The sequence below is a fragment of the Rhodococcus sp. 05-2254-2 genome (assembly GCF_002259095.1).
GTDB lineage: Bacteria > Actinomycetota > Actinomycetes > Mycobacteriales > Mycobacteriaceae > Rhodococcoides.
Genome location: NZ_NOZJ01000021.1, coordinates 769282 through 791141 on the forward strand (window position 1 = coordinate 769282; position 21860 = coordinate 791141).

The window sequence follows — 21860 nt, forward strand, 5'->3', positions numbered from 1 at the left end:
TGACATCCACCGCACGCAGGTTCTTGTTCGTCGTCCCGATGGTGATCCTGACTGTCGCCGGACTGCTGTTCTCCGCCGCAGGAACAGGTGCCGCTGCACCCTCCTCGTGGCGATACACGATGGTGGCGTTCAGCAACGACAGCGATCGAGACATGGATGTCTACCAGTCCAGCGACGGCACCGATTTCACAGCACTGCAGACATCGGCGTACCGACCTCCGTCCGGAGTGGTGCGCGACGCGAGCATCTTCCGGCACACCGACGGGATGTACTACGTGACGTACACGACCGGCGGCGGTGCGAACATCGGCTTCGCGCGCAGCAGTGACCGCGTGAACTGGACGTTCCTGCAGAACTTCCCGATCCCGTTCTGCTGCGCTTTCCTACCGGGCACCGGGGCCGGTACCGGATCTGCCAGCCCTTCCGGATTCAGCGGATCGGCCGGCTTCTCGGACGGACCGTCGTTGTCTCCGTTCACCACGAAGGCATGGGCACCCGAGTGGTTCGTCGAGGGGGACCGCGTCAGCATCATCGTCTCGCTGTCGACCGGCGGCGGGTTCGTGCCGTACCTGATGACGGCCATGGATCCAGGCCTGAGGATGTGGAGCTTCCCGGTTCCGTTCGTGGGCATCGGAGCGGACCACATCGACACCACGGTGGTCAAGGTAGGGCCGACCTACCACACGTTCACCAAGAACGAGACCCACAAGGTCATCGAGCACTGGACGGCACCGTCGTTGATCGGGCCGTACACCGTCGTTCCCACCCGCGATTTCGGACCACTGAAAGAGGGCCCGGCAGTCATCGAGTTGCCCGACGGCACCTGGCGTTTGTACTACGACGACTACACCAACCGAAAGTACTTCTACTCCGACAGTACGGACGGGCTGAACACCTGGTCCGAACCCCAGGAGCTTCCGGGCGTGTCCGGCACCGTCCGCCACATCGGTGTGATGAGAGAACCTGCCTGACAGCGGTTTTCGCGTCAGTCGGTGGTTCCTGCGAGTGCTCGCAGCCCGGCCGCGATGAACTCCCCGGTGGCCTCGGCGGCCTTGCCTGCACCGGCCCCGGTGTCGGAGCCCGACAGCGCACGGTAGGTGATTCCCTCGCCGATCACTCCGAGTTTGAAATTGGCGAGGGCGAGGTAGAAGCCCCAATCATGAAGCTCCCGACCGGATTCCACTGCGTAGTGTTGCGCGAGGTCTGCCGCGGAGGGGTACCGATCGCTCGTCCAGGCAGCGTCCGCGCCGAGGACCGCATCGAAGACCGGTTGGCGGTAGATGCACATCAGAGCCACGTCGGTCAGCGGATCGCCGAGCGTGGACATCTCCCAGTCCACCACCGCGGCAACGGAACCGACGTCATGGGCGTCGAGAATGGTGTTGTCGACGCGATAATCACCGTGCACGATGGACGACGCAGATCCCGCCGGTATTGCTGCTTCCAGCGCGCGATGCAATCGTTCGACATCGGGTAGATCACGAGTCTTGACTCGTCCCCACTGCCGAGCCCACGTCGCGACCTGTCGCGAGACGAACCCGTCGGGACGGCCGAAGCTGCCGAGGCCCACGGCGTCGGGGTCGACGGCATGCAGCCTGGCGAGCACTCGGACCAACTCGGCGGCGTTCTCGGTGACCTGAGCGTCCGTCAGATCGCGAAGATCCTCGCGGCTACGAACGACTCGGCCGGGTACGAAGTCGACGACGGTCATGGGTGCACCGAGCACCGAACCCTCCCGATCGAACGCAATGGTCCCGGCGACCGGAACGTCTGTGGATGCAAGGGCTTCCGTGACGGCCCACTCGCGGGCCATATCGTGCGCCGAGGGGGTGAGCCCACTGGTGGGAGGGCGGCGAACAACCCATGTCGAGGAGTCGTCGAATGCCTTGTAGGTGAGATTGGAGCGACCCCCGCTGATCATCTCGACCGACAGTTCACCGTCGACCTCGATGCCGTTCCCGCGCAGGAACTGCTCGAGCGCATCGCGATTCATGCCCGGAAGTTCGCTCACGACTGTGCCTCCCGTGCTGCGCGCTTGGCTGCACCGATCGTCCGCTTGGCGATGGCCCAGCGGTGTACCTCGGACGGGCCGTCGTACACACGGAACGGACGCACCTCGCGTGAGAGCCTCGCCAGCGGAAGATCGTCCGATACGCCGAGCCCCCCGCACATCTGAATGCTGCGGTCGACGATGCGGAAGATCGCCTCGGCGGCGAACGTCTTGGCAATGGAGGTCTCGTTGCTCGCGTGCCCACCCCGATCCAGCTCGAAGCAGGCCTTGATCAGCAGCGCGCGGGTGGCCGCGATGTCGATCTCGTTGTCCGCGACCATCTTCTGCACCATGCCCAGATCGCCGAGCTTGCCGCCGAATCCCTCGCGCTGAGCGACCTGCGCCACGGCGATGTCGTGGGCCCGCCTGGAAGCTCCGAGCCACCGCATCACGTGAGTCATGCGGGCGGGTCCTAAACGCACCTGGGCGTAGGCGAATCCCTCGTCGACGGCCCCGAGAACGTTGTCGTCGGGCACGAACACGTTCTCGAAGAACACCTCGCAGTGCCCGCCGATCATGGCTTTGTCCAGGGTGCCGATGTGACGGCCGACCGTGATCCCCGCGGTGTCCGCAGGGGCCAGGAACATCGTCGCGCCGCCGCGATCTCCTGGCTTACCGGAGGTACGGGCCATGATGATGAAGAAACCTGCACCATCGGCACCGGTGATGAACCACTTGTGTCCGTTGATCTTCCAGCCACCGTCGACCCGCTCGGCCTCGGTGGTGAGGGCCGAGGGATCGGACCCGGCACCCGGGGCAGGTTCGGTCATGGCGAACGCCGAGCGCATGTCACCGCGCGCCAAGGGAGCGAGAAACTGCTCCTTCTGCGTCGTCGATGCGATGTGGGCGAGCATGTGCACGTTGCCCTCGTCGGGTGCGCCGAGGTTGAGAGCGATCGGTCCGAACAGTGAGTAACCGGCTTCCTCGAACACCGGAGCGCGGTCACTCATGGACAGACCGTGGCCGCCGTATTCGACGGGGGCATGTGGGGCGAACACGCCGGCATCCTTGGCGGCTGCCTGCATTTCGACGCGAAGTCGGTCGCCGCCGGCATCGGCGACGTTCCCCAGAAATCGGTCCTCGATGGGAAGCACGTGTTCGCGAGTGAACGTGCGCGTCCTCTCGATCAACTTCTCGATGTCGGGGTCGAATGTCAGATCGATGGCCACGATGCGCTCCCATTCCGGTGCCGACCGAACACTCGCTCGGTCACTGGAAGGTTGGCACAATCACTCGATCGGGTCAAGGATTCCGGGGCAGCTACTCCCGCCCGCCGGTCGCGGCTCCGACCGTACGACGGGCAATGTCGAGATACACCGCCACCAGCTCGCTCGGAGACAGCGGCCCGTCGGGTCGATACCACGTTGCGACACCGACGCACATCGTCGTGACGGCTCGGCTGGCATCCGCCGGGTGCGGAGTGTCGAAGACGCCGGACTCGACACCGTCGACGACGATGGCGTCGAGCAGTCGTTGTTCCTCGTCCCGCTTCGCGATGTACGCGGCGCGATTCGCGGATTCGAGGCTGCGGATCTCCGTCGAACACACGAAGGCGGCGTCGCGTCGGTGAATGTGGAACAGCAGCAGGGACTCCACGACCGCGTCGAACCGATCGCTCGGCAACGGACCTGCTTCGTTCTCGGCCGATCGAGTCCGATCCAGCAGTTCGTCCATCGACGCGTCCATGATGCCGACCAGCAGCGCCTGCTTCGATGGAAAGTGGTGGTACAGGCCGGGAACGGACAGGCCGGCACCTGCAGCGATCTGCCGCACCGATGTGCCGTGGTACCCCTGCTCGACGAACGTGTTCAACGCCGACGCCAATGCTGGGGAGAGGTTCGATCCCTCGTACGTGCGCCAGATGTGGGTCGCGGTCATGCGCTTACCGTAGAGGTCGACCGGGTTGTCACCGGCCGCTACGCACCGGGTTGACACCGAAGTTGTGATCCGTAACACTGTGAACACCATCGCCGAGCGAGTGTTCGGTCGGTCCTCCTGGGCCGAGATTCCGGTCAACCGAAAGGGCCGTCCATGACCCTCGACAGAGCGATCGGGCGTGCGACCGTCCTCGACGGATGGCGCAGGAGAGTGTCCGACGCCCCGGACCGGCCGGCGCTGGCGTACTTCGACTCCGTGCTCACCGCCCGCGAGGCGGACGAGGCATCCGACGCCCTTGCGGCCGCCATGATCGACCGTGGAGTGACGCGCGGCGACCGTGTCGGCATCTATCTGCAGAACATTCCGCAGTACCCCCTGACCTTTCTCGCGCTGTGGAAGATCGGGGCGGTCGCGTTGATCCTCAACCCGATGTACCGCAACCGCGAACTGCGAACGCTGATCGACGACGCAGAACCGATCGCGCTCGTCTGCGACGAACACGATCTCGAAGCCCTCGGTTCGACGCTGCGGGGTAGTACGGTTCGGCTGCTCGTGAGCACCAGTGGACTGGACCTGCAGACCCGCAACGACCCGCGCGTCTTCTCTTCGACGTCTCGCGTGACCCCCCGGCCCGACGACGATCTCATGGGCCTGATCGATCTGTACCGTGGCCGGTCCGTTCCCGAATTTGCCCCGCACCCGGACGATCTCGCACTCCTGGCCTACACGTCCGGAACCACGGGACCGCCGAAGGGTGCGCAGATCTCGCATGCGAACGCATTCGCGACGGCCCTGGATTTCGGGGAACGGGCCGGTCTCGCCGACGGGGACGTCGTGTTCGCCGTCGCGCCGCTGTTTCACATCACCGGCGCGATGCTCGACGCGGCGGTTGCTCTGATGCGCGACTGTGTGCTCGTCTTCGCTCACCGTTTCCATGCGGCAGTCACTCTCGACGCCTTCGTCGAGCACCGCGTCACGTACACCATCGGGTCGATCACGGTGTTCAACGCGATCTCCGAGACTGCAGGTGCGACGCGTGCCCACTTCGAGTCGGTGAAGGCCTTGTACTCCGGCGGCGCACCCATCCCGCCCGCAACGGTCACCGCTTTCGAGTCCGCATTCGGGTGCTACATCCACAACGCTTACGGCATGACCGAAACGACAGCGGGCGTCATCGCGGTGCCGCCCGGCACCCGAGCGCCGGTGGACTCCGCCAGTGGGTCGCTGTCCGTCGGGCTGCCGTTGCCGCGAGTGACGTTGCGTACGGTTGGACTCCTCCGGGGAGCCGACGGCCGCGGGAATCGCGGGGGAACTGGAGATCTCGGGTCCGCAGGTGGTCTCGGGCTACTGGCGCAATCCCGATGCGACCGCGTCGACGATGCCCGGAGGTCGTCTTCGTACTGGAGACGTGGCGATCATCGACGAAGGCGGATGGGTGTATCTCGTCGACCGGCTCAAGGATCAGATCAACGTGTCGGGGTACAAGGTCTGGCCCCGAGAGGTCGAGGACACCCTCTACGAACATCCCGCGGTGTTCGAGGCCGCTGTGGTGGGCAGGCCCGACGACTACCAGGGCGAATCGGTGGTGGCCTACGTATCCCTGCGCAACGGCAAGACGGTGACGCCGGATGCGCTGGTGGATTTCGCACGCGACCGACTGGCGGCCTACAAACGCCCGAAGGCCATTCACATCATCGACGAACTTCCCAAGACCCAGACCGGGAAGATTCGGCGTGCAGCACTCAAACCTGTTCCAGTGCAGAACCATTCGACCGAAAGCGACACTCCATGACCGTCGGATCATCACGCGATACCCGCTCGGCACCCGATATCTCCTCGCGGAAGAAATCGCTGTTCGCCAGCACCGTCGGCAACGTTCTCGAATGGTACGAGTGGAGCGCCTACGCGGTGTTCGCACCGTTCATCGCGGCGGCGATGTTCAGTCAGGCAGATCCGGTCTCGGCACTGCTGTCGACGTTGGCAGTGTTCGCCGTCGGATTCCTGATGCGGCCCCTCGGCGGCATCGTGTTCGGCCGGATCGCGGACAAGAAGGGCCGCAAGTTCGTTCTCGTCACCACGATGCTCATGATGGCGACCGGCAGCCTGCTGATCGGCATCATGCCCACCTACGGTGCGATCGGTGCCTGGGCCTCGGTACTGCTGTTGCTCGCACGCGTCATGCAGGGATTCGCGCACGGCGGTGAGTCGGCGACGGCGTACTCCTACGTCGGCGAGATCGCACCGCCGAACCGTCGGGGCATGTGGGGAAGCGTCGCGTTCGTCGCGATCTTCGGCGGGTCGGCTCTGGCGTACACGGTCGGTGGCGTCATCACCTCGACGCTGTCGGAATCGGCTGTCGGCCAGTGGGGTTGGCGTATCCCGTTCCTGCTGGGAGCACTCCTGGCGTTGTTCGCGCTCTACCTGCGCAAGAACATGGACGAGAGCGAGGTCTTCGATTCGGAGCAGAACAAGGTGGAACAGGCACCGATCGCACGCAAGACCGTCGTCAAGGCGATCGTGTTGATGATCGGAATGACGTCGGGAATCACTGCGGCGCACTACACCTGGACCTCCTACGTCTCGACGTTCGCCATCACGCAGCGGGGGATGAACCCGGACACCGCGTACTGGATGCTCGTCGTCGCTCAGTTGATAGCGCTGGTGTCCCTGCCGTTCTTCGGTCGTCTCTCGGATTCGATCGGTCGACGGCCGATGCTGGCCGCGTTCGCCGTGCTGATGTTCGTGCTGCAGATCCCGCTGACGATGATGATCTCGACGCAATGGTGGTCTCTGCTGCTCCCGTCGACGGTGGCGTTGCTCGTCATCGCCGTCCCGGCATCCATCCTTTCCTCGACTCTCTCGGAAAGCTTTCCCACCCGACTCCGCACGCAGGCAATTGGATTCGCCTATTCGTTCTCGGTAGCGGTGTTCGGCGGAACTGCGCCGTATCTCAACCAGCTCTTCCTCGGCCTCGACTTGGGCTGGGTGTTCGGTGTGTACATCATGTTCCTGGCCGCTCTGACCGGTGTCGCCTGCTTCTTCATGAAGGAAACCAAGGGAATTCGACTCGAAGACGTGTGATCCGAACCGGCCGAGTTTGCTCCTGACGTGGCGTGAGGTTCTACCGTTGCTGCATGAACAGCAGCGATTCCAGCACATGGGGCATCGGTGACGTGGCCCGTAGAACCGGCGTCACCGAGCGGACCCTGCGTTACTACGAAGAGCTGGGTCTGCTCGCGCCGGACCGGGACGGGGGAGGCAGACGCAGGTACGACGGCGGGGATCTCGCTCGGCTGTACCGGATTCGCCTGCTCCGAGAATTGGGCACTCCGCTTGCGGACGTCGATCCGGAGGCAGGGGATCTGCACCACCTGAGTCGGCAGCATCTGGCCGACCTGGACCAACGGATGGCCGAGCTCGCTCGTGTGCGTGAGCGCGTTCGGGCCGTGGAGGACCGACTTCTTCACGGTGCTCGCCCGGGCGACGACGCTTTGCTGGACCTGCTCTCCGGCCTGTCGACCGACGAGCCCGCGGTCACTCGCCGCACCACGTTGCTGGTCTACCGCGACATCGCAGCAGCCCATTCCTACCTCGTCGACGTACTGGGGCTGGCTCCCGGACAGATCGAATACGACGGCGACCGAGCAGTCCACGGCGAGGTTTACGCCGGTGACGGTGTGGTCTGGTTGCACCGCGAAGCCCCCGAACACCGGATGGTGTCGCCACTGACCACCGGCGCGGTCACCGCATCGCTTGCGATCCTCGTCGACGACGTCGATGCCCACCACGCTCGCGTGGCGGCAACCGGGGCATCGATCGACTACCCGCCCACCGACATGCCCTACGGCGTTCGTGAATACAGCGTGCGCGATCCCGAGGGACATCTGTGGTCGTTCCAGACGCCGATCGAAGAACCGACGTCGTCATGAACTCGGTCGTTCCTTCGTGGATCCACCGGTGTGCAGCAGTGACGTCGATGCGGTGGCGGCGAGATCGCTGCCTCCCAACAGACGCATGAGCAGTAGGCCGTCGAGCAGTGCCACTGCAGCTGTGGCCTCCGTCCGTCGGTGGTCCGGACTACCGACGACAAAGCCGCTGAGCCACTCGATCCAGCCCTCCACCAGTAGTGAGGCCACCGACCGGTAGGGCTCCAGTCCTGCAGTGGCTTGTCCTATCGCCTCGAAATACAGACCGAACAACGGATCGTATTCAGGTTTTGCCACGACCGGCCACGCCGCCGCGACGAGGGAGCGGTGGTCGTTCATCGGCGTCGGGAACGCCGCGGACAGCACGTGCTGCAATCGGTCTCCCACCACCGACAGAACGGACGTCAGAAGGTTGTCCTTCGTGGGGAAGTAGTAGACGACCATGCGATCGCTGATCTGCAGACGCGACGCGAGTCGGCCGAAAGTCAAGCGGCTCAGGCCGCCTTCCAGGGCAGCGTCCAACGCGCCGGACAGCATCTCTTCGCGCGAATGTTTGGTGGCCACGCCTTGATTGTAGTGGGCACTACAGGTAGCGTTTCTGTAGTAACCACTACAAAATCTGAAGGAGACGCTATGCGTTCACAGTCGACCCCGTTGCTCGCACTGTCGGTTCTGCGATCGACTGCCGGTTTGGTGTCGTGGGTCAGTCCTGCGCACTCGTGGCGCGCCTTCGGTCTCGGACCCATGCGTGAACCCGGAAGCGCCGGGGTGGCGACTCGCCTCTTCGGAGTACGCGATCTGGCACTCGGAATGGCCTTGCATCACCCGTCCTCGGACGTTCGAAAGGCGGCGGTGGCGGCCGGGGTCGGGATCGATGCCCTCGATGTCGCGGCGAGCGTGCTCGGCCGACGCGCGGGAGCGCCCGCCGCGAGTCTGTTCGGAGTTGCGGCCGGTGCCACGCTTTTCGTCGCGCTGGGTGTGACCGTTCTGGCCGACACGAACTCGTGGTGAGTGCGTAAGCGACACGTGTTCTATCGACGTCGTGTCGACCCACGATGATCTAGCTTTGATCGCAAGCGTCGGCTCGGCGCGGTGGACCTCTGGCAGAAGGACGCACTCCCATGACCGATGACACTCTGGCCGACTTCGAGCGAACCGAGTTCACCGCGGACGGGCGGACAGCGCCCGTCTATCGCATCGGAACCGGACCTGCTGTGATCGTGATGTCGGAAATGCCGGGCATCACTCCCAGGGTGGCGGACTTCGCGAGAACCGTCGCCGGAATCGGTTGTACGGCCGTCGTTCCGCACCTGTTCGGAGTCGACGGCAAGGATCCGCTGACCGGGCCGCTGGGAGCGCTCGGCACCGTTGCCACCATGTCCCGCGCCATGGTGCCGGCGTGCATCAGTCGCGAATTCACCATCCTCGCCACCGGCAAGTCGTCGCGCATCGTGGTGTGGTTGAGGGCTCTGGCGGCGCAGGAGCACGAGCGCTGCGGCGGACCGGGCGTCGGTGCCATCGGAATGTGCTTCACCGGCGGATTCGCTCTCGCTATGGCGGCGGACGATCGACTGATCGCACCGGTGCTCTCGCAGCCGTCGCTTCCGTTCGCGGCATCGAAGTCTCGCGCTCGATCCATCGATATCACCCCGGGCGATCTGGATAAAGTGAAAAGTCGTTGTGCAGCAGGGGAGCTCACGGTCCTGGGGATGCGCTTCGAGGGCGACAAGATGTGCCCGCCTGTGCGATTCCAATGGCTGCGAGAGCAGCTCGGCGACGCATTCGTCTCGGTGGAACTACCCGACTCCTCGTTCAACCCGGAAGCCTTCGGACCGCCGCATTCCGTTGTCACGGAGGGACTCATCGACGAACCAGGGCAGCCGACACGGCAGGCTTTGGACCAGGTACTCGACCTGTTCCGCAGTAAGTTGCTCGCAACGCCGTGAAGTCCCTCTTTGCGAACACGGATGCGAAGCCGAGGGTCGCCTTCACGACCACGGAATGGTGGCCTGCAGGACCGCCTCTGTCAACGCGGCGGTCCGTAACGCCGTCACCGTCTGATACTCGGGATCGGCCACCATCTCGCTGAACGCCTTACGTGACGGGTACTGGACCAGGAGCACTGCATCCCAGGCCTGTCCGTCCTCGGCGGCAAGTGCGGTCGAACCGTCGCCCGCGTACAGCACCGTCGCGCCGTAGCGCGGGAGAAACGTCTCGTCCAGTGCTTTCGCATATTCCGCGTAGGAATCGCGGCCACCTTCGGCGAACCGAAGCAGGTTGAGCATCACCACCGGCCCACCGGGGTCTTCTTCGAGGTAGCGCTTCAGGTCTCTTCCGCGGGGATCGACAGCCATCGTTCGAGTATGCGTGAACCGTCGATCCTGTGGAGTGTAAAGCGCCGTCGTCGGTCGAGTCCGTCCGCTGTTGGACCCCACGAGACGATGGCTTCGCGCTCAGCGGTAGAACTTGGAGAGCGGGAAACCAGTGACTCCATAAAGGGAAGTGTGTCGTCCATGACCGATGTCGATAACGTGACCGTACTCGGAACCGGAGTGCTCGGTTCGCAGATCATGATGCAGGCTGCTTACCACGGAAAAACCGTTGTGGGATACGACATTTCCGACGAATTACTTGCCAAGCTGCCGGACCGCTGGGAATGGATGCGCGGATACTACAAGCGTGACCTGAAGACTTTCGACGAGGAGCGATTCGACGAGGCCATCGAATCCATCACGACCACCACCAGCGTCGCCGAGGCCGTTTCGGACGCCGACCTGGTGATCGAAGCAGTTCCGGAGGATCTCGACCTGAAGAAGAAGGTCTGGTCGGATATCGGCGCGTCCGCTCCGCCGAAAACTATCTTCGTGACCAACTCGTCGTCACTACTGCCCAGCAGTTTCGCCGAGGCCACCGGGCGGCCGGAAAAGTTTCTTGCATTGCACTTCGCCAATCTCGTGTGGCGGTACAACACCGGTGAGGTGATGGCAACTGCTGCAACAGATCCTGTCTACTTCGATATCGTACTGAGCTTTGCGTCGGAGATCGGTCTCGTTCCCGTTCCGGTCCGTAAGGAAATTCCGGGATACGTGCTGAACAGCCTTCTGATCCCGCTGCTGCAAGCAGGAGCCAACCTTTACGTCGGCGGGGTTGCCAATCCGGCGGACATCGACAACGTGTGGCGCATAGCCACCGGGGCACCCGCCGGTCCGTTCCAGATATACGACACTGTCGGCTTCAACGTCGCTGCACACATCGCGCGCGCACACGGTGGCGAGGATCAGGTCAAATTTGCCGACATACTGCAAAAGGGTATCGACGCGGGAAAGACCGGTCTCGGGGACGGTGAAGGCTTCTACACGTACGACTCCGACGGCCGGCGACTCGATGCTGTCGAGTCGTGGAACATCAACTGAATCGCTCGATCACCGTCCCAAGAAGGTGACGAGTCCTCGTTTGGATCCATGCATGGGTGTCCGGGTTCTCGATGTGCCCGGCATTGCCGAAGGCCGGATCAACCGAGTTGCCGGAGTTGAATCGCAGTGTCCAACGCGAGTCGATGCCACGCAGATCGGGGATCTCGGCCGGTCAGTTCCTGGGCTCGGCGCAGTCGGTAGCGCAGAGTCTGCGGGTGTACCTGTAGTCGGGTGGCGGCAGCCGTTGCCGTACCGGTGGCGATGAAGGCCGAAAGGCCTTGCAGAATATGTTCGTTCGCCGCCTCGGTCAGCGGACCGAGCACGCCACGTACCACCTCGCTCGTGTCCGCGGTGGGGCGCGCGGTCAGCAGTGCCAGCAGCTGACCGTCACCCTGATCGAGCAGTGCCCGGTCGTCGAACGCGTGATCCGGTGCGGTGTCCAGCGCTTCCGATGCGAGTCGCCACGAACTGCTGATACCGGCAATGGTGGATCTCTCCACGAGGCATCCGCGCAGCATCAGATCTCGACACGCGAGGTCCGCCTCGGCGCGGTGGATCGATGGTGGCAACAACACGATCGCGCGTTGCTCGCGCCGAGTGCACAAGTGGCTCCGCTGACCCGACGGCGCGGTGCGGTCCGGCGGAACGAGTCCTACTGCGAGGACCAGCGATTCGACGGTGTCGTCGGACATGGGTCGGCCCGGATCTGTCGATTGCACCACAAGCAGATTCGGGTGCGTGGGCAGCTTCAGGTCGAGTTCGCGCGAACGATCCGACACCGTCCCGGGTGAGTTGTGTCTGGCAGCAAGCAGGTCGTCGAGCAGCGCGGCATGCGCCTGCGCACGGTTGGATGTGAGCTGTTCGCGCGCAATGACGTACGCGCCGATGATTTCCTCGGAGATTGCGTCGATGGCGTCGAGTACGCCGAGGCCGAGTTCGGCAATGTCCGGTGGTTCGAGTACATCGAGATACTCGGTTGTCACGTGCCGAACGAACACGCTCGACGCGACTCGATACGCACGCAGCACATCGGCCAGCGGGCGCCCGTCCGCTGCGCGCGCGGCACCTATCGCGCGGAATCTACTGTGGTCACGGTCGTCGATCGTCCGATCGCCATGCGCCCACAGGGCCATCAACCGCCTCAGCGACCAATATGCGATGGCCTCGACATCGGCCAACTGCGCACCCTGCAGTGATCGGTAGACCGGGATCGCGTCGCGAATCGCGTGTACTGCGGATGCGACGACGGGGCCCAGCTCAGATTCGATCTTCGCGACTACGGCGACCCGCGCTGGGTACATCGACCTACCTCCCCACTCTTTGTCAGTATCTGACAAATCCTATAGTCATTTGAGGCAGTTTCCTTGAGATCCGGCACCGACGACAGCACAGTGGGGCAATGGACGCAGACGTGATCGTGGTGGGTGCAGGCTTGGCCGGACTGGTGGCGACCGCCGAACTGGCCGACGCCGGAAAGCGGGTGCTGCTCCTCGACCAGGAGCCCGAGCAGAACTTGGGCGGTCAAGCGTTCTGGTCGTTGGGCGGTCTGTTCATGGTGGACACCCCGGAGCAGCGACGCATGGGCATCAAGGATTCCGCAGAGCTTGCGTGGCAGGACTGGCTCGGAACCGCGACCTTCGACCGCGGCATCGACGATCCCGCGGGCGAGGATTACTGGGGGCACCAGTGGGCGCGCGCGTACCTCGATTTCGCGGCGGGGGAGAAACGGTCCTGGCTGCACGCGCAGGGTGTGCGGTGGGTACCCATCGTCGGGTGGGCCGAACGTGGTGGCTACCTCGCCGAGGGGCACGGCAATTCGGTTCCGCGGTTCCATCTGACCTGGGGTACCGGTCCAGGGGTCGTTGCGCCGTTCGAGCGACGCGTACGTGAGGCCGCCGACAAAGGGTTGGTGCGCTTCGGTTTTCGTCACCGCGTCGACGAGTTCATCGTCAGTGCCGGCACAGTCGAGGGAGTCCGCGGCGCACTTCTCGAACCCAGTGCCGCGGAGCGAGGTTCGGGAAGTAGCCGCGTCGAGGTCGGCGAGTTCGAGTTGCGTGCCGGAGCCGTGCTCGTCACGGCGGGCGGCATCGGAGCCAACCACGACCTGGTACGGGAGAACTGGCCGGCGCGGTTGGGAACAGCTCCGCAGTCCCTGATCTCGGGAGTCCCCGAACACGTCGACGGCCGCATGCTCGGCATCACCGAGAAAGTCGGTGGCCGTCTGGTCAACAAAGACCGCATGTGGCATTACACCGAGGGCATCAAGAACTGGAATCCGATCTGGAAGAACCACGGAATCAGAATCATTCCCGGCCCGTCGTCCATGTGGTTCGACGCGCGTGGGCAACGGTTCCCGGTTCCGAACTTTCCGGGATTCGATACCCTCGGAACGTTGAAAGCCATCCAGGACAGTGGATTCGAGTACTCCTGGTTCGTCCTGACGCAGAAGATCATCGAGAAGGAGTTCGCACTCTCGGGATCGGAGCAGAACCCGGACATCACCGGAAAGAACCTCAAGCTCGTTCTCGGCCGGGTGTTGCCCGGTGCCAGTGAACCGGTGGAGGCGTTCAAGAAGAACGGAGAGGATTTCGTCGTCGCCGACACACTCGCCGAACTCGTCCAGGGAATGAACAGGGTCTCCGGCGACGATCTGATCGACCTCGCCGATCTGAAGCGGCAGATCGAGGCCCGCGACCGCGAGGTCGACAACCCGTTCACCAAGGACCTGCAGATCTCCGCGATCCACAATTCGCGTCGATCGCGCGGAGAGCGCATCGCGCGTACCGCCTCACCGCACAAGATTCTCGATCCCAAATCGGGTCCGTTGATCGCCGTGCGGTTGAACATCATCACGCGAAAAACATTGGGCGGCATTCAAACCGACCTGCAGGGCCGTGTCCTCGACGGCGACGGACAGGCGATAGACGGCTTGTGGGCGGCAGGTGAGATCGCCGGTTTCGGTGGCGGCGGTGTGCACGGGTACCGCTCGTTGGAGGGAACGTTTCTGGGTGGGTGCATCTTCGGCGGTCGGCAGGCCGGACGAGCGCTCGCTGCGCAAGCGTGAGAGTGGCCCGGAGAATCGGTCGTCCCGCGCTGCCGGGTCCGACGGAGATCGCCACCACTGCGTCGGCGAGTCCGCGGTCGCCGGTGACGGTGTCGTTCCTCGGTGTGAGCACGGTGCTCTTCGACGACGGCGAATCGGCGATCCTCACCGACGGCTTCTTCTCGCGACCGTCGCTTCCGAAAACCCTTGCCCTACCGCTGCGGTCGGACATACGGCGCATCGATGCGGCCCTGCGCAGAGCAGGGATCACCACGCTCGACGCTGTGCTGTGCGCACACTCGCACTACGATCACGCACTCGACTCGGCGGCGGTAGCGCTGCGCACCGGTGCCGTTCTGGTCGGCGGTTCCTCGACCGGTTTCATCGGGCAGGGTTCGGATCTCCCGAACGACCGGATCGTCGTCGTCGAGAACGGTGGGACAACGTCGCACGGCAGCTTTGCCGTCACGTTCGTCGAATCGGTTCACTCGTATCCGGATCGAGCGCACGGAACGATAGACCGGCCACTGACCCAACCGGCTCGGGTGCGTGAGTACCGGTGCGGGGAGGCATGGTCGATGCACGTCGAACATGTTCCGAGTGGCCGCACCGCACTCGTGCACAGCAGCGCCGGTTTCCGGTCCGGCATGCTCGACGGTCGCCATGCCGAGGTGGTCTACCTCTCGATAGGACAACTCGGCCGCCGACCGCGCGCGTTCGTCGAGCAGTACTGGCAGGAGACGGTCGCAGCGGTCGGTGCCCGACGCGTGGTACTGACGCACTGGGACAACTTCTTTCGGTCTCTGGACGAACCACTGCAGGCGCTCGCGTACGCCTTCGACAACGTGTCTGCCTCCATCGATGTGCTGGACGCCTGCGCGCGACGAGACGGGATCGTCCTCGAACTGCCGACCCTGTGGCGACGCGCGGACCCATGGTCCGACCGAGGCCGAGTGTGATTCGGGACCGTCTCAGTGCAGATCGGTCAGAGATCCTCGAGGGTGATCAGACCGTCCTGCAGCGCCCGGGCCACGAGTGAGGCCTTGGTGGGTGCCGCCCGACCGACGGTGGCATACTTCGCCCGAATTCGAGACAGGTGGGTGTTGACCGTGCCGAGCGCGATGTGCAGAACCGCGCACACTTCCTGTTTGGAGTCGCAGCGCAACCATGCACCGAGGACTGCGATTTCACGCGCGGTGAGCCCGGAATCAGCAAACCTCGGCGCTTCCTGCAGTGGCCGAGGCGTATCGGTGCCCGAGTTCGCAGCGGTCCTGGCTCGTACGGCCGATGCAGTGCGGCGCGGCGCGAATCGCTGCGCCGGGTGGATCGCAGTACCGGTCGCTGCCTGATTCGTCGTGGTCGACGGACCTGTACTCGTCTCTCGCATGCATCCCCCACTGTCCGACTTGGGTGTTTCGAGTATCCGACCACGCGGAAAAACATGAAACAACACCAAGCGGTTCGAGGTGGAAGACCGTATTGGAGAGTGCTGTCGACAAAGCTTTACTTGCTTGTAAAACTGCTACGAGTCGGCCTCGGGCCGGGGTACCTCGAAGGCGAGCAGTGCGACGTCGTCCTGCAGGCCGTCCCCGAAGGACGCCAACAGTGACGTGAGATCGTCGACGATCTTCGGTGCAGTGGTAGCACCCTTTCTCGCAGCGAAGGATTCGAGGCCACCGTCGTCGTCGAAGCGCGTCCGCCCGGGTCCGACGATCGCTTCGGTCAATCCGTCGGTGTAGAACGCCATGACGTCGCCGGGGCGCAGGGTCACCGATGCCGATGCGAAGTGCGGCTCGGCCAACGCTCCGACCAACTGGCCACCTGTGGTGTCGACGAAGTCGACGACGGCGTCGTGCGTGATACGCAGTGCCGGCGGATGTCCGCCGCTGGCGAGGTCCACCACTGCGCCGTCCGGTCCCGGAGTGATGGTGCCGAAAACCACCGTGCAGAAACGTGGGTCGTCTCCGTGGAACTCGTGGTGCAGAACGGTATTGAGGTTGTCGAGCACCGCGATCGGGTTGCGGTCGAACACCGCGGCGGCGCGGAGGGTGTACCGGGTCAGTGAGGTCACGGCGGCGGCGCCCGCGCCCTTACCGCTCACGTCACCGAGGAAGAAACCCCACGTCTGTTTGTCGAGCGGAAACACGTCGTAGAAGTCGCCGCCGACCTCGTCGATGGATGCGGGGTGATAGTGCGCTGCCACGTTCATGCCCGTCGGAGCCGACAGGATCGGCGGCAGCAGAGTGCGTTGCAGCGTCGACGCCAGAATCTGTACCTGGGTTTTCTCCGCCTCGGCCTGCTTGCGTGCTTCTTCCGAGGCCCCCAGTGCGTCCTGCGATCTGTCCAGAGCGGCCTCGGCATCGTCCTGGGCGGCCTCCGCGTTGTGGCGGGCGTCGACCAGATCCTTCTCGCGCACATGGCGTTCGGTTTCGTTGTGCAGCGTCATCGTCACCGTCACGGCCCCCTCGGGCGTGCGCAGACTGTTGGCCAGGATCGACACGGCTATCGCGGCACGTCGATCGGATGCGACGGTCAATTTCGCGTCCGCTCCGACCGGCGAGTCCGATTCCGACGTCGACACGACATCCATCAGAGCCGCCAGGATCGGCTCGAACTCGACCGTGAACAGATCGGTGACCGACATTCCGACGAGCGTCTCGCGGCTGCGCGCGGTGATCCGCGCGGCGGCCGCGTTGGCGTAGAGGATTTGCGAGGTGGCGACGTCGACCGAGAACACGCCGCACGGTGCAGTGTCGAGTAGATCAGCAGCCGTGGCGGACATGGGGACTCCCTTCGGTCATGACGAGCGGGTGGCGGATCTCGATCGGTCGGTTGTCATCGGGTCGGTCCATACAGCAGTGACCATTGTGCCGAAACCGGGTCGGTGGTCGACCATGAGATCGTCGGCCACCGCGGCTGCGAGTTGCAGCCCGTGACTGCGATTGGTCGTCGGATTCGGTGGACGCCACGTCCCGGTGTCGGAGATCGTCACCGTCAGCGCCCGGTGTTCGTAGGCGGCGGTGATCGTCATCGTCCCGGCCTCGGGCGCCGAGTGGTACGCGTGTTCGACCACGTTCGCGAGGGCCTCGTAGACCCCGAGGACGATGTCGTCCACCAGATCGTTCCTCACTCCGAGTTCGACGACCCACTGGTGCAACCGACGCCGGAGGGCTGTCGCCACGGCCGGTTCGGCCGACGCGGTGTGGGTCCAACGACTGGGAGCGAGACTGCTTTCGGTCATCGCGGAAGCCCGACTCGGTGTCGGCCGGTCATCGGTCGACCTCTGCATCGAGCGCATCCGACCGAACGTGGGCAACCGCGTCGGGCACGGTCGTGAAGGTCGCCATCACCCGATCGATTCCACTGAGCTGGACCGGCCGAACCACGACTCCGTCGACCGCTACCAGCGCCATGCGCGAGGCATCGGGTAGTCGATCGCACACTCGTACCAGCACTGTGATTGCGCTGGAAGAGAGGAAGCTGACGTCCGTTAGGTCCACCACGAGACCACCTCGTGCGGTGTCGGCCGCGGGGAATGCGACGGCCGACAGTTCCGGGATGGTGTCGAGATCGAGTTCGCCTCGAACGGTGAGGACGGTCGTCGCGTCGTGTGCTGCCGCCGCGATCTCGAAGGCTGCTCCGGTCGGCTCGTCTGGCATGTTCTCGACGTTACCTGTTATCCGGTCCGATTCACGATCGAAACGTGTCGGCGAACAGGCCGCCTGCACCCAGTACCTCCAGGACCATGCGCACCGACCGTGCGGGTGCGAGTACGTCGATCTTGCCGGGATGAACGTAGGTGGCGTCGATGATCGCGTTGGCCACGCCGGAGTACATGAACGACACCTCCGACAGATCGACCGAGACCTGATCGGACGCGTAGGCCAACCGGTCGAGACTGTGGACGAATTCGGCTCGAGTCGACATGTCCAGTTCGCCGAAGGCGCGCAGAGTGTTGTGGCCGTTCGAGCCCATGACAGTTTCGAGTCGGAATACGCCCTCGTCATCGCGAATGGAGCGTTCCATGGTTGCGGTGCTTGTCAACATGCTTACCTCTTCCCCGAAGCGATTGTTCCCGGCGGGTGCCCCTCCGGTCACGAAACGCTGAGTTGTTGTGGGTTCAACAATGTCAGCGTCCGATTTCGGAAGACTCCGGCGAAGGTCTCGAACCGGTAACGAAAGATCTCTCTTCGATAACGGCGTTCACCGGGTCAACATGTCGATGAGTGAACCGGTGACTTTCTTCTTCACCCAGCCGGTGACACCTCGCTGGCCGAGCGCTGACCGGGCGGCATTGAGCCCGGCTGCTCCGTGCACTCCGCCACCGGGGTGCGCCGATGCCGAGCCCAGGAACAGGCCCTCCACCGGCGTCTCCGATCGACCCAGACCCGGTGTCGGTCGAAATATCAACTGCTGCTGCAGCTGTGCGGTTCCGCCGTTCACCGCACCGCCGTGCAGATTCGCGTCGGCACCGTACAGATCGCTCGGTCGCTGTACGACCCGCCCGACGACCGAATCGAGGAACCCCGGTGCGTGGGCGTCGAGGACTTCGTCCACCCGATCAGCCACGGCGTCGGCGGCCGCGTCGTCGACGACGCCTCTCGGCAGATGCGTGTAGGCCCAAGCGCTTTCGGTGCCTTCCGGTGATCTGCTCCGATCGGCAGTGGTCATCTGACCGAACAGCATGAACGGACTCGCGGGAAGGACTCCGGTCGTGAGATCGGCTGCCCAATGCACGAGACCGTTGTCGTCCGCACCGAGATGAACGGTGCCGGCATCGGCCAGAGACGGTGAATTCCAAGGGATTCTACGATCGAGCGCGTAGTTGACCTTGACCACAGGGGTGTCCCACTCGAAGGTGCGCAGGTCGTCGTGCACACGGCGCGGCACGGCGTCGTACGGAAGCAGCGAACCGTAGAGCGCCGGTGCGGACACGTCGGCCACGATCGCTCGGCGCGCCCGAAACGTGTCTCCGGCGGCGGTGTGCACCGCCCGAGCTCGACCGCCGCGCACCTCGATGTGCTCGACCGCCTGACCGCACTCCAGCACCGCACCCGATGCGGCGCCACGCCGAATCAACGCGGACGTCAACGCAGAGGATCCGCCGACGGGGGTAGGAAACCCGACGTCCTGGGCCAGCATCGTGAGCAGCCAGCCCATCATCCCGCTCACGGGGGCGTCGGTCGGGACGTCACCGTGCATGGCGTTGCCCAGCAGGAGGCAGCGAGCGGCCTCACTGTGGAAGAGTTCGTGCGCCATCACACGGGCGGGGAGAGCGGCGAATCGTGCGAAGCGCAGCGTCTCGGGAACGCCCAAGGCGTGGACGAGGCGGGCCGCGGGGACTACTGGTGGAAACGGTCCGAACAGCGAGTTCATGAAGGGCTCGCGAATGCGCTCCCACTGCTCGAAGAGTCGCAACCAGGTGCGGCCGTCTCGCGCGTCGTGTTCCGACAGCCGCGCGGCGGTGGTCTCGACATCGTGGTGGACGACCGGAGCGTCGGTGTCGTGCGGCGACCGCGCATGGCCGTACACCGCGGGGGAGTGCGACCACTGCAGCCCGTGGCTTTCCAACTCGAGTGCCTTCATGGCAGGCGAGGCGAGCGCCAGCGGGTAGAACGCGCTGAAGAGGTCGCTGGTGAAACCGGGAACGAGCTCGGCGCTGCGCACAGCGCCGCCGGGATGTTCGGCGGCCTCGAGGACCACGACGTCCCAGCCGGCGTCTGCCATCGCTGCCGCCGCGACCAAGCCGTTGTGGCCACTGCCGATCACGATCGCGTCTACTTCGGTCGTGGTCATCGGGATGTACTCCTCTGCTCGGTCTTGGTCCTGCCGGTCAGCACGGTACCGACGAAGTACAGCGCTACGCCTACCGCAAGAAGCAGTCCGGCGCGGAGCCACGTTGCTCCCGACTGCTGGGTCAGCAGTACGGCACAGGTGATCAGCGCCAGGACGGGAAGTGCTGCGGGCGTTCGGAAATGGTCGGTCTCTGCCCGATCTCGGCGTAGTACGAGCACGGCGACGTTGGTGCTGACGAAGACGAACAGCAGCAGGAGCACCACGGTTTCGGCCAGTGCCGCAACAGAACCGGTGGTGGCCAGGACCATCGCGACAGCTGTGGTGGCGACGATGGCAGTCCACGGTGTCTTGCGACCCGGCAGAACCTCGGCGAGCACTCCGGGGAGCAGACCGTCGCGCGCCATCCCGAACGTCAGCCGCGATGCCATGATCATCGTCAGCAACGCGCCGTTGGCGACAGCGACGAGTGCGATCAGACCGAAAACCGACGGCGGAATGCCGGCATCCGCTGCAGCGACGACCTCGAGCAGTGGACCGGTGGACTGCGACAGTGTGTCGGCAGGTACGACCGTCGACACAGCAAGCCCGACGAGCACGTACACCACACCGGCCACGGTGACGGCACCGAGGAGGGCTCGTGGGTAGACCCGGCGCACGTCCTCGACTTCCTCGGCGATGTTCGCGGACGTCTCGAAACCCACGAACGAATAGAAGGCCAGCAGAGCCGCGCCGAGAACCGCCAAGGTCGGTGTCGTCTCGTCGGTGAATTCGAGGACGCGAGAGGGCACACCGTCGCCGCGGCTCAACACCAGTCCGGCAAGGGCGATGACGACGACCAGCCCGGACACCTCGACCACCGTCATCACGAGATTGGCGCGGAGTGACTCGGTGATGCCGCGCGCGTTGAGCAACCCGATCAACAGCAGGAAGACCACTGCAGCGGGTACGGCAGGCACGTCCAGGAACACGCCCAGATAGTCGCCCGAAAAGGCGAGTGCCAGCCCGGCCGCACTGGTGACACCCGCGGCGAGCATGGAGAATCCGACGAGGAACGACACCATCGGTTTGCCGTACGCCTGTTGCGCGAAGACCGCTGCGCCGCCCGCTCTCGGATATTTGGTGACCAACTCCGCGTACGACGCCGCGGTCAGCAGCGCCATCAGCAGCGCGACGAGCATGGGGAGCCAGATCGCTCCGCCGACCTCACCTGCGATCTCACCGACGAGAGCATAGATTCCGGCACCGAGCACATCGCCGAGAATGAAAACGAACAGCATCTTTCCCGAAACTGCTTGTCGCAGTGGGGTATTGCTCACGGTGCAGTGGACCGCTCGGCCAAGAGTGCAAGCCTGCGCAGCGCCTCGGCGTTGCGTGGATGCGCCAGAAGATGTTGGACCCGGTCCGGGACCAGATCGAAGGGTGCCGTGATTGCGTGCTCGATGATTTCGATGCGGCAGCCCGAGGCGAGAGGATGCAGTCGCACTGTTATCGAGGCCTTTCCGAACGGCAGTGCACGGGCTTCGAGCACAAGTTCTCGACCGGCATGGAGTCCCACCGACCGCGTGACGTCACTGAGTACCGCAGGCCACGCACCCACCGAGTGATGAATGGAGCTGCCGACTGCGGGCCAGTTGCCGTCGACAGCGCGGATGCGGGACGCGCCGACGACCCAGGTCGCATAACTCCATCCGTTCGCCAGGACGTCCCAGACGTCCTCGCAGGTGGCTGACGTATTTCTGCTGGTGGGCACGATT

General features: G+C 64.4%; 22 protein-coding genes and 1 pseudogene. 9 read left to right on the plus strand and 14 right to left on the minus strand.

Annotated features, from left to right (window positions below):
- Positions 1–38 precede the first annotated feature (38 nt).
- Entirely contained in the window at positions 39–971 is a 933-nt protein-coding gene (locus CH283_RS26460) for an arabinofuranosidase (protein ID WP_094639837.1), read from the plus strand.
- 14 nt (positions 972–985) lie between these two features.
- Here CH283_RS26460 and CH283_RS26465 read toward each other — a convergent pair whose 3' ends face one another.
- The 3 genes from CH283_RS26465 to CH283_RS26475 all read right to left on the minus strand — a co-directional run bounded on the left by CH283_RS26465 (position 986) and on the right by CH283_RS26475 (position 3928).
- The gene (locus CH283_RS26465) at positions 986–2011 is read right to left on the minus strand and encodes a phosphotransferase family protein (RefSeq protein ID WP_094639762.1); all 1026 of its coding nucleotides are present in this window, start codon (positions 2009–2011) and stop codon (positions 986–988) included.
- Positions 2008–3219: an acyl-CoA dehydrogenase family protein gene (locus CH283_RS26470; protein WP_094639763.1), complete on the minus strand. Its 1212-nt coding sequence runs from the start codon at positions 3217–3219 to the stop codon at positions 2008–2010. The genes CH283_RS26465 and CH283_RS26470 overlap by 4 nt, the downstream gene beginning before the upstream one ends.
- A gap of 91 nt (positions 3220–3310) precedes the next feature.
- Positions 3311–3928: a TetR/AcrR family transcriptional regulator gene (locus CH283_RS26475; RefSeq protein ID WP_068046844.1), complete on the minus strand. Its 618-nt coding sequence runs from the start codon at positions 3926–3928 to the stop codon at positions 3311–3313.
- 153 nt (positions 3929–4081) lie between these two features.
- Here CH283_RS26475 and CH283_RS26480 point away from each other — a divergent pair.
- The 3 genes and pseudogenes from CH283_RS26480 (at position 4082) to CH283_RS26490 (ending at position 7857) form a co-directional block, all read left to right on the plus strand.
- Positions 4082–5720: pseudogene (locus CH283_RS26480) on the plus strand (class I adenylate-forming enzyme family protein).
- Positions 5717–7009 carry an MFS transporter gene (locus tag CH283_RS26485; RefSeq protein WP_068046850.1) on the plus strand — a complete coding sequence of 431 codons (1293 nt, stop codon included), beginning with the start codon at positions 5717–5719 and terminating at the stop codon, positions 7007–7009. Before CH283_RS26480 ends, CH283_RS26485 begins: the two are co-directional and overlap by 4 nt.
- Positions 7010–7062: 53 nt before the next feature.
- Complete coding sequence (locus tag CH283_RS26490; protein ID WP_094639764.1) at positions 7063–7857, plus strand: MerR family transcriptional regulator; 795 nt, start codon at positions 7063–7065, stop codon at positions 7855–7857.
- Here the strand turns inward: CH283_RS26490 and CH283_RS26495 are convergent.
- Positions 7852–8418, minus strand: a complete 567-nt coding sequence (locus tag CH283_RS26495; protein ID WP_094639765.1) for a TetR/AcrR family transcriptional regulator — start codon at positions 8416–8418, stop codon at positions 7852–7854. The genes CH283_RS26490 and CH283_RS26495 overlap by 6 nt on opposite strands.
- Positions 8419–8487: 69 nt before the next feature.
- Here CH283_RS26495 and CH283_RS26500 point away from each other — a divergent pair, with 69 nt between their 5' ends.
- Positions 8488–8865 carry a hypothetical protein gene (locus CH283_RS26500; protein WP_094639766.1) on the plus strand — a complete coding sequence of 126 codons (378 nt, stop codon included), beginning with the start codon at positions 8488–8490 and terminating at the stop codon, positions 8863–8865.
- A 110-nt stretch (positions 8866–8975) separates the two neighbouring features.
- Positions 8976–9800: a dienelactone hydrolase family protein gene (locus CH283_RS26505; RefSeq protein ID WP_094639767.1), complete on the plus strand. Its 825-nt coding sequence runs from the start codon at positions 8976–8978 to the stop codon at positions 9798–9800.
- A gap of 42 nt (positions 9801–9842) precedes the next feature.
- Here the strand turns inward: CH283_RS26505 and CH283_RS26510 are convergent, their stop codons facing one another.
- Positions 9843–10208: a DUF1330 domain-containing protein gene (locus tag CH283_RS26510; RefSeq protein ID WP_068046864.1), complete on the minus strand. Its 366-nt coding sequence runs from the start codon at positions 10206–10208 to the stop codon at positions 9843–9845.
- 159 nt (positions 10209–10367) lie between these two features.
- On the opposite strand from CH283_RS26510, the gene CH283_RS26515 reads away from it, so the two are divergent.
- Positions 10368–11267, plus strand: coding sequence for a 3-hydroxyacyl-CoA dehydrogenase (locus CH283_RS26515; protein WP_082898876.1), 900 nt, complete (start codon positions 10368–10370; stop codon positions 11265–11267).
- A 98-nt stretch (positions 11268–11365) separates the two neighbouring features.
- Here the strand turns inward: CH283_RS26515 and CH283_RS26520 are convergent, their stop codons facing one another.
- Positions 11366–12568, minus strand: a complete 1203-nt coding sequence (locus tag CH283_RS26520; RefSeq protein ID WP_094639768.1) for a helix-turn-helix domain-containing protein — start codon at positions 12566–12568, stop codon at positions 11366–11368.
- Positions 12569–12666: 98 nt separating this feature from the next.
- Between CH283_RS26520 and CH283_RS26525 the strand changes: the two genes are divergently transcribed.
- Both CH283_RS26525 and CH283_RS26530 read left to right on the plus strand, forming a co-directional pair.
- Positions 12667–14331: an FAD-binding dehydrogenase gene (locus CH283_RS26525; RefSeq protein WP_094639769.1), complete on the plus strand. Its 1665-nt coding sequence runs from the start codon at positions 12667–12669 to the stop codon at positions 14329–14331.
- A 2-nt stretch (positions 14332–14333) separates the two neighbouring features.
- Positions 14334–15269: an MBL fold metallo-hydrolase gene (locus CH283_RS26530; protein ID WP_094639770.1), complete on the plus strand. Its 936-nt coding sequence runs from the start codon at positions 14334–14336 to the stop codon at positions 15267–15269.
- Between the two features lie 26 nt (positions 15270–15295).
- Here CH283_RS26530 and CH283_RS26535 read toward each other — a convergent pair whose 3' ends face one another.
- The 8 genes from CH283_RS26535 to CH283_RS26570 form a co-directional block, all read right to left on the minus strand.
- Complete coding sequence (locus tag CH283_RS26535; RefSeq protein WP_068046879.1) at positions 15296–15697, minus strand: LuxR C-terminal-related transcriptional regulator; 402 nt, start codon at positions 15695–15697, stop codon at positions 15296–15298.
- Positions 15698–15832: 135 nt separating this feature from the next.
- On the minus strand, positions 15833–17092 hold the full coding sequence (locus tag CH283_RS26540) for a PP2C family protein-serine/threonine phosphatase (RefSeq protein WP_082898875.1): 1260 nt from the start codon (positions 17090–17092) through the stop codon (positions 15833–15835).
- Between the two features lie 15 nt (positions 17093–17107).
- Positions 17108–17551, minus strand: a complete 444-nt coding sequence (locus CH283_RS26545; protein WP_094639771.1) for an ATP-binding protein — start codon at positions 17549–17551, stop codon at positions 17108–17110.
- A gap of 28 nt (positions 17552–17579) precedes the next feature.
- The gene (locus tag CH283_RS26550; protein WP_094639772.1) at positions 17580–17969 is read right to left on the minus strand and encodes an STAS domain-containing protein; all 390 of its coding nucleotides are present in this window, start codon (positions 17967–17969) and stop codon (positions 17580–17582) included.
- Between the two features lie 31 nt (positions 17970–18000).
- Positions 18001–18357, minus strand: coding sequence for an STAS domain-containing protein (locus tag CH283_RS26555; protein WP_094639773.1), 357 nt, complete (start codon positions 18355–18357; stop codon positions 18001–18003).
- 156 nt (positions 18358–18513) lie between these two features.
- Positions 18514–20106, minus strand: coding sequence for a phytoene desaturase family protein (locus CH283_RS26560; protein ID WP_094639774.1), 1593 nt, complete (start codon positions 20104–20106; stop codon positions 18514–18516).
- Positions 20103–21422, minus strand: coding sequence for an APC family permease (locus tag CH283_RS26565; RefSeq protein WP_255183355.1), 1320 nt, complete (start codon positions 21420–21422; stop codon positions 20103–20105). The genes CH283_RS26560 and CH283_RS26565 overlap by 4 nt, the downstream gene beginning before the upstream one ends.
- Entirely contained in the window at positions 21419–21856 is a 438-nt protein-coding gene (locus CH283_RS26570) for an SRPBCC family protein (RefSeq protein ID WP_094639776.1), read from the minus strand. The genes CH283_RS26565 and CH283_RS26570 overlap by 4 nt, the downstream gene beginning before the upstream one ends.
- Between the last annotated feature and the right edge of the window lie 4 nt (positions 21857–21860).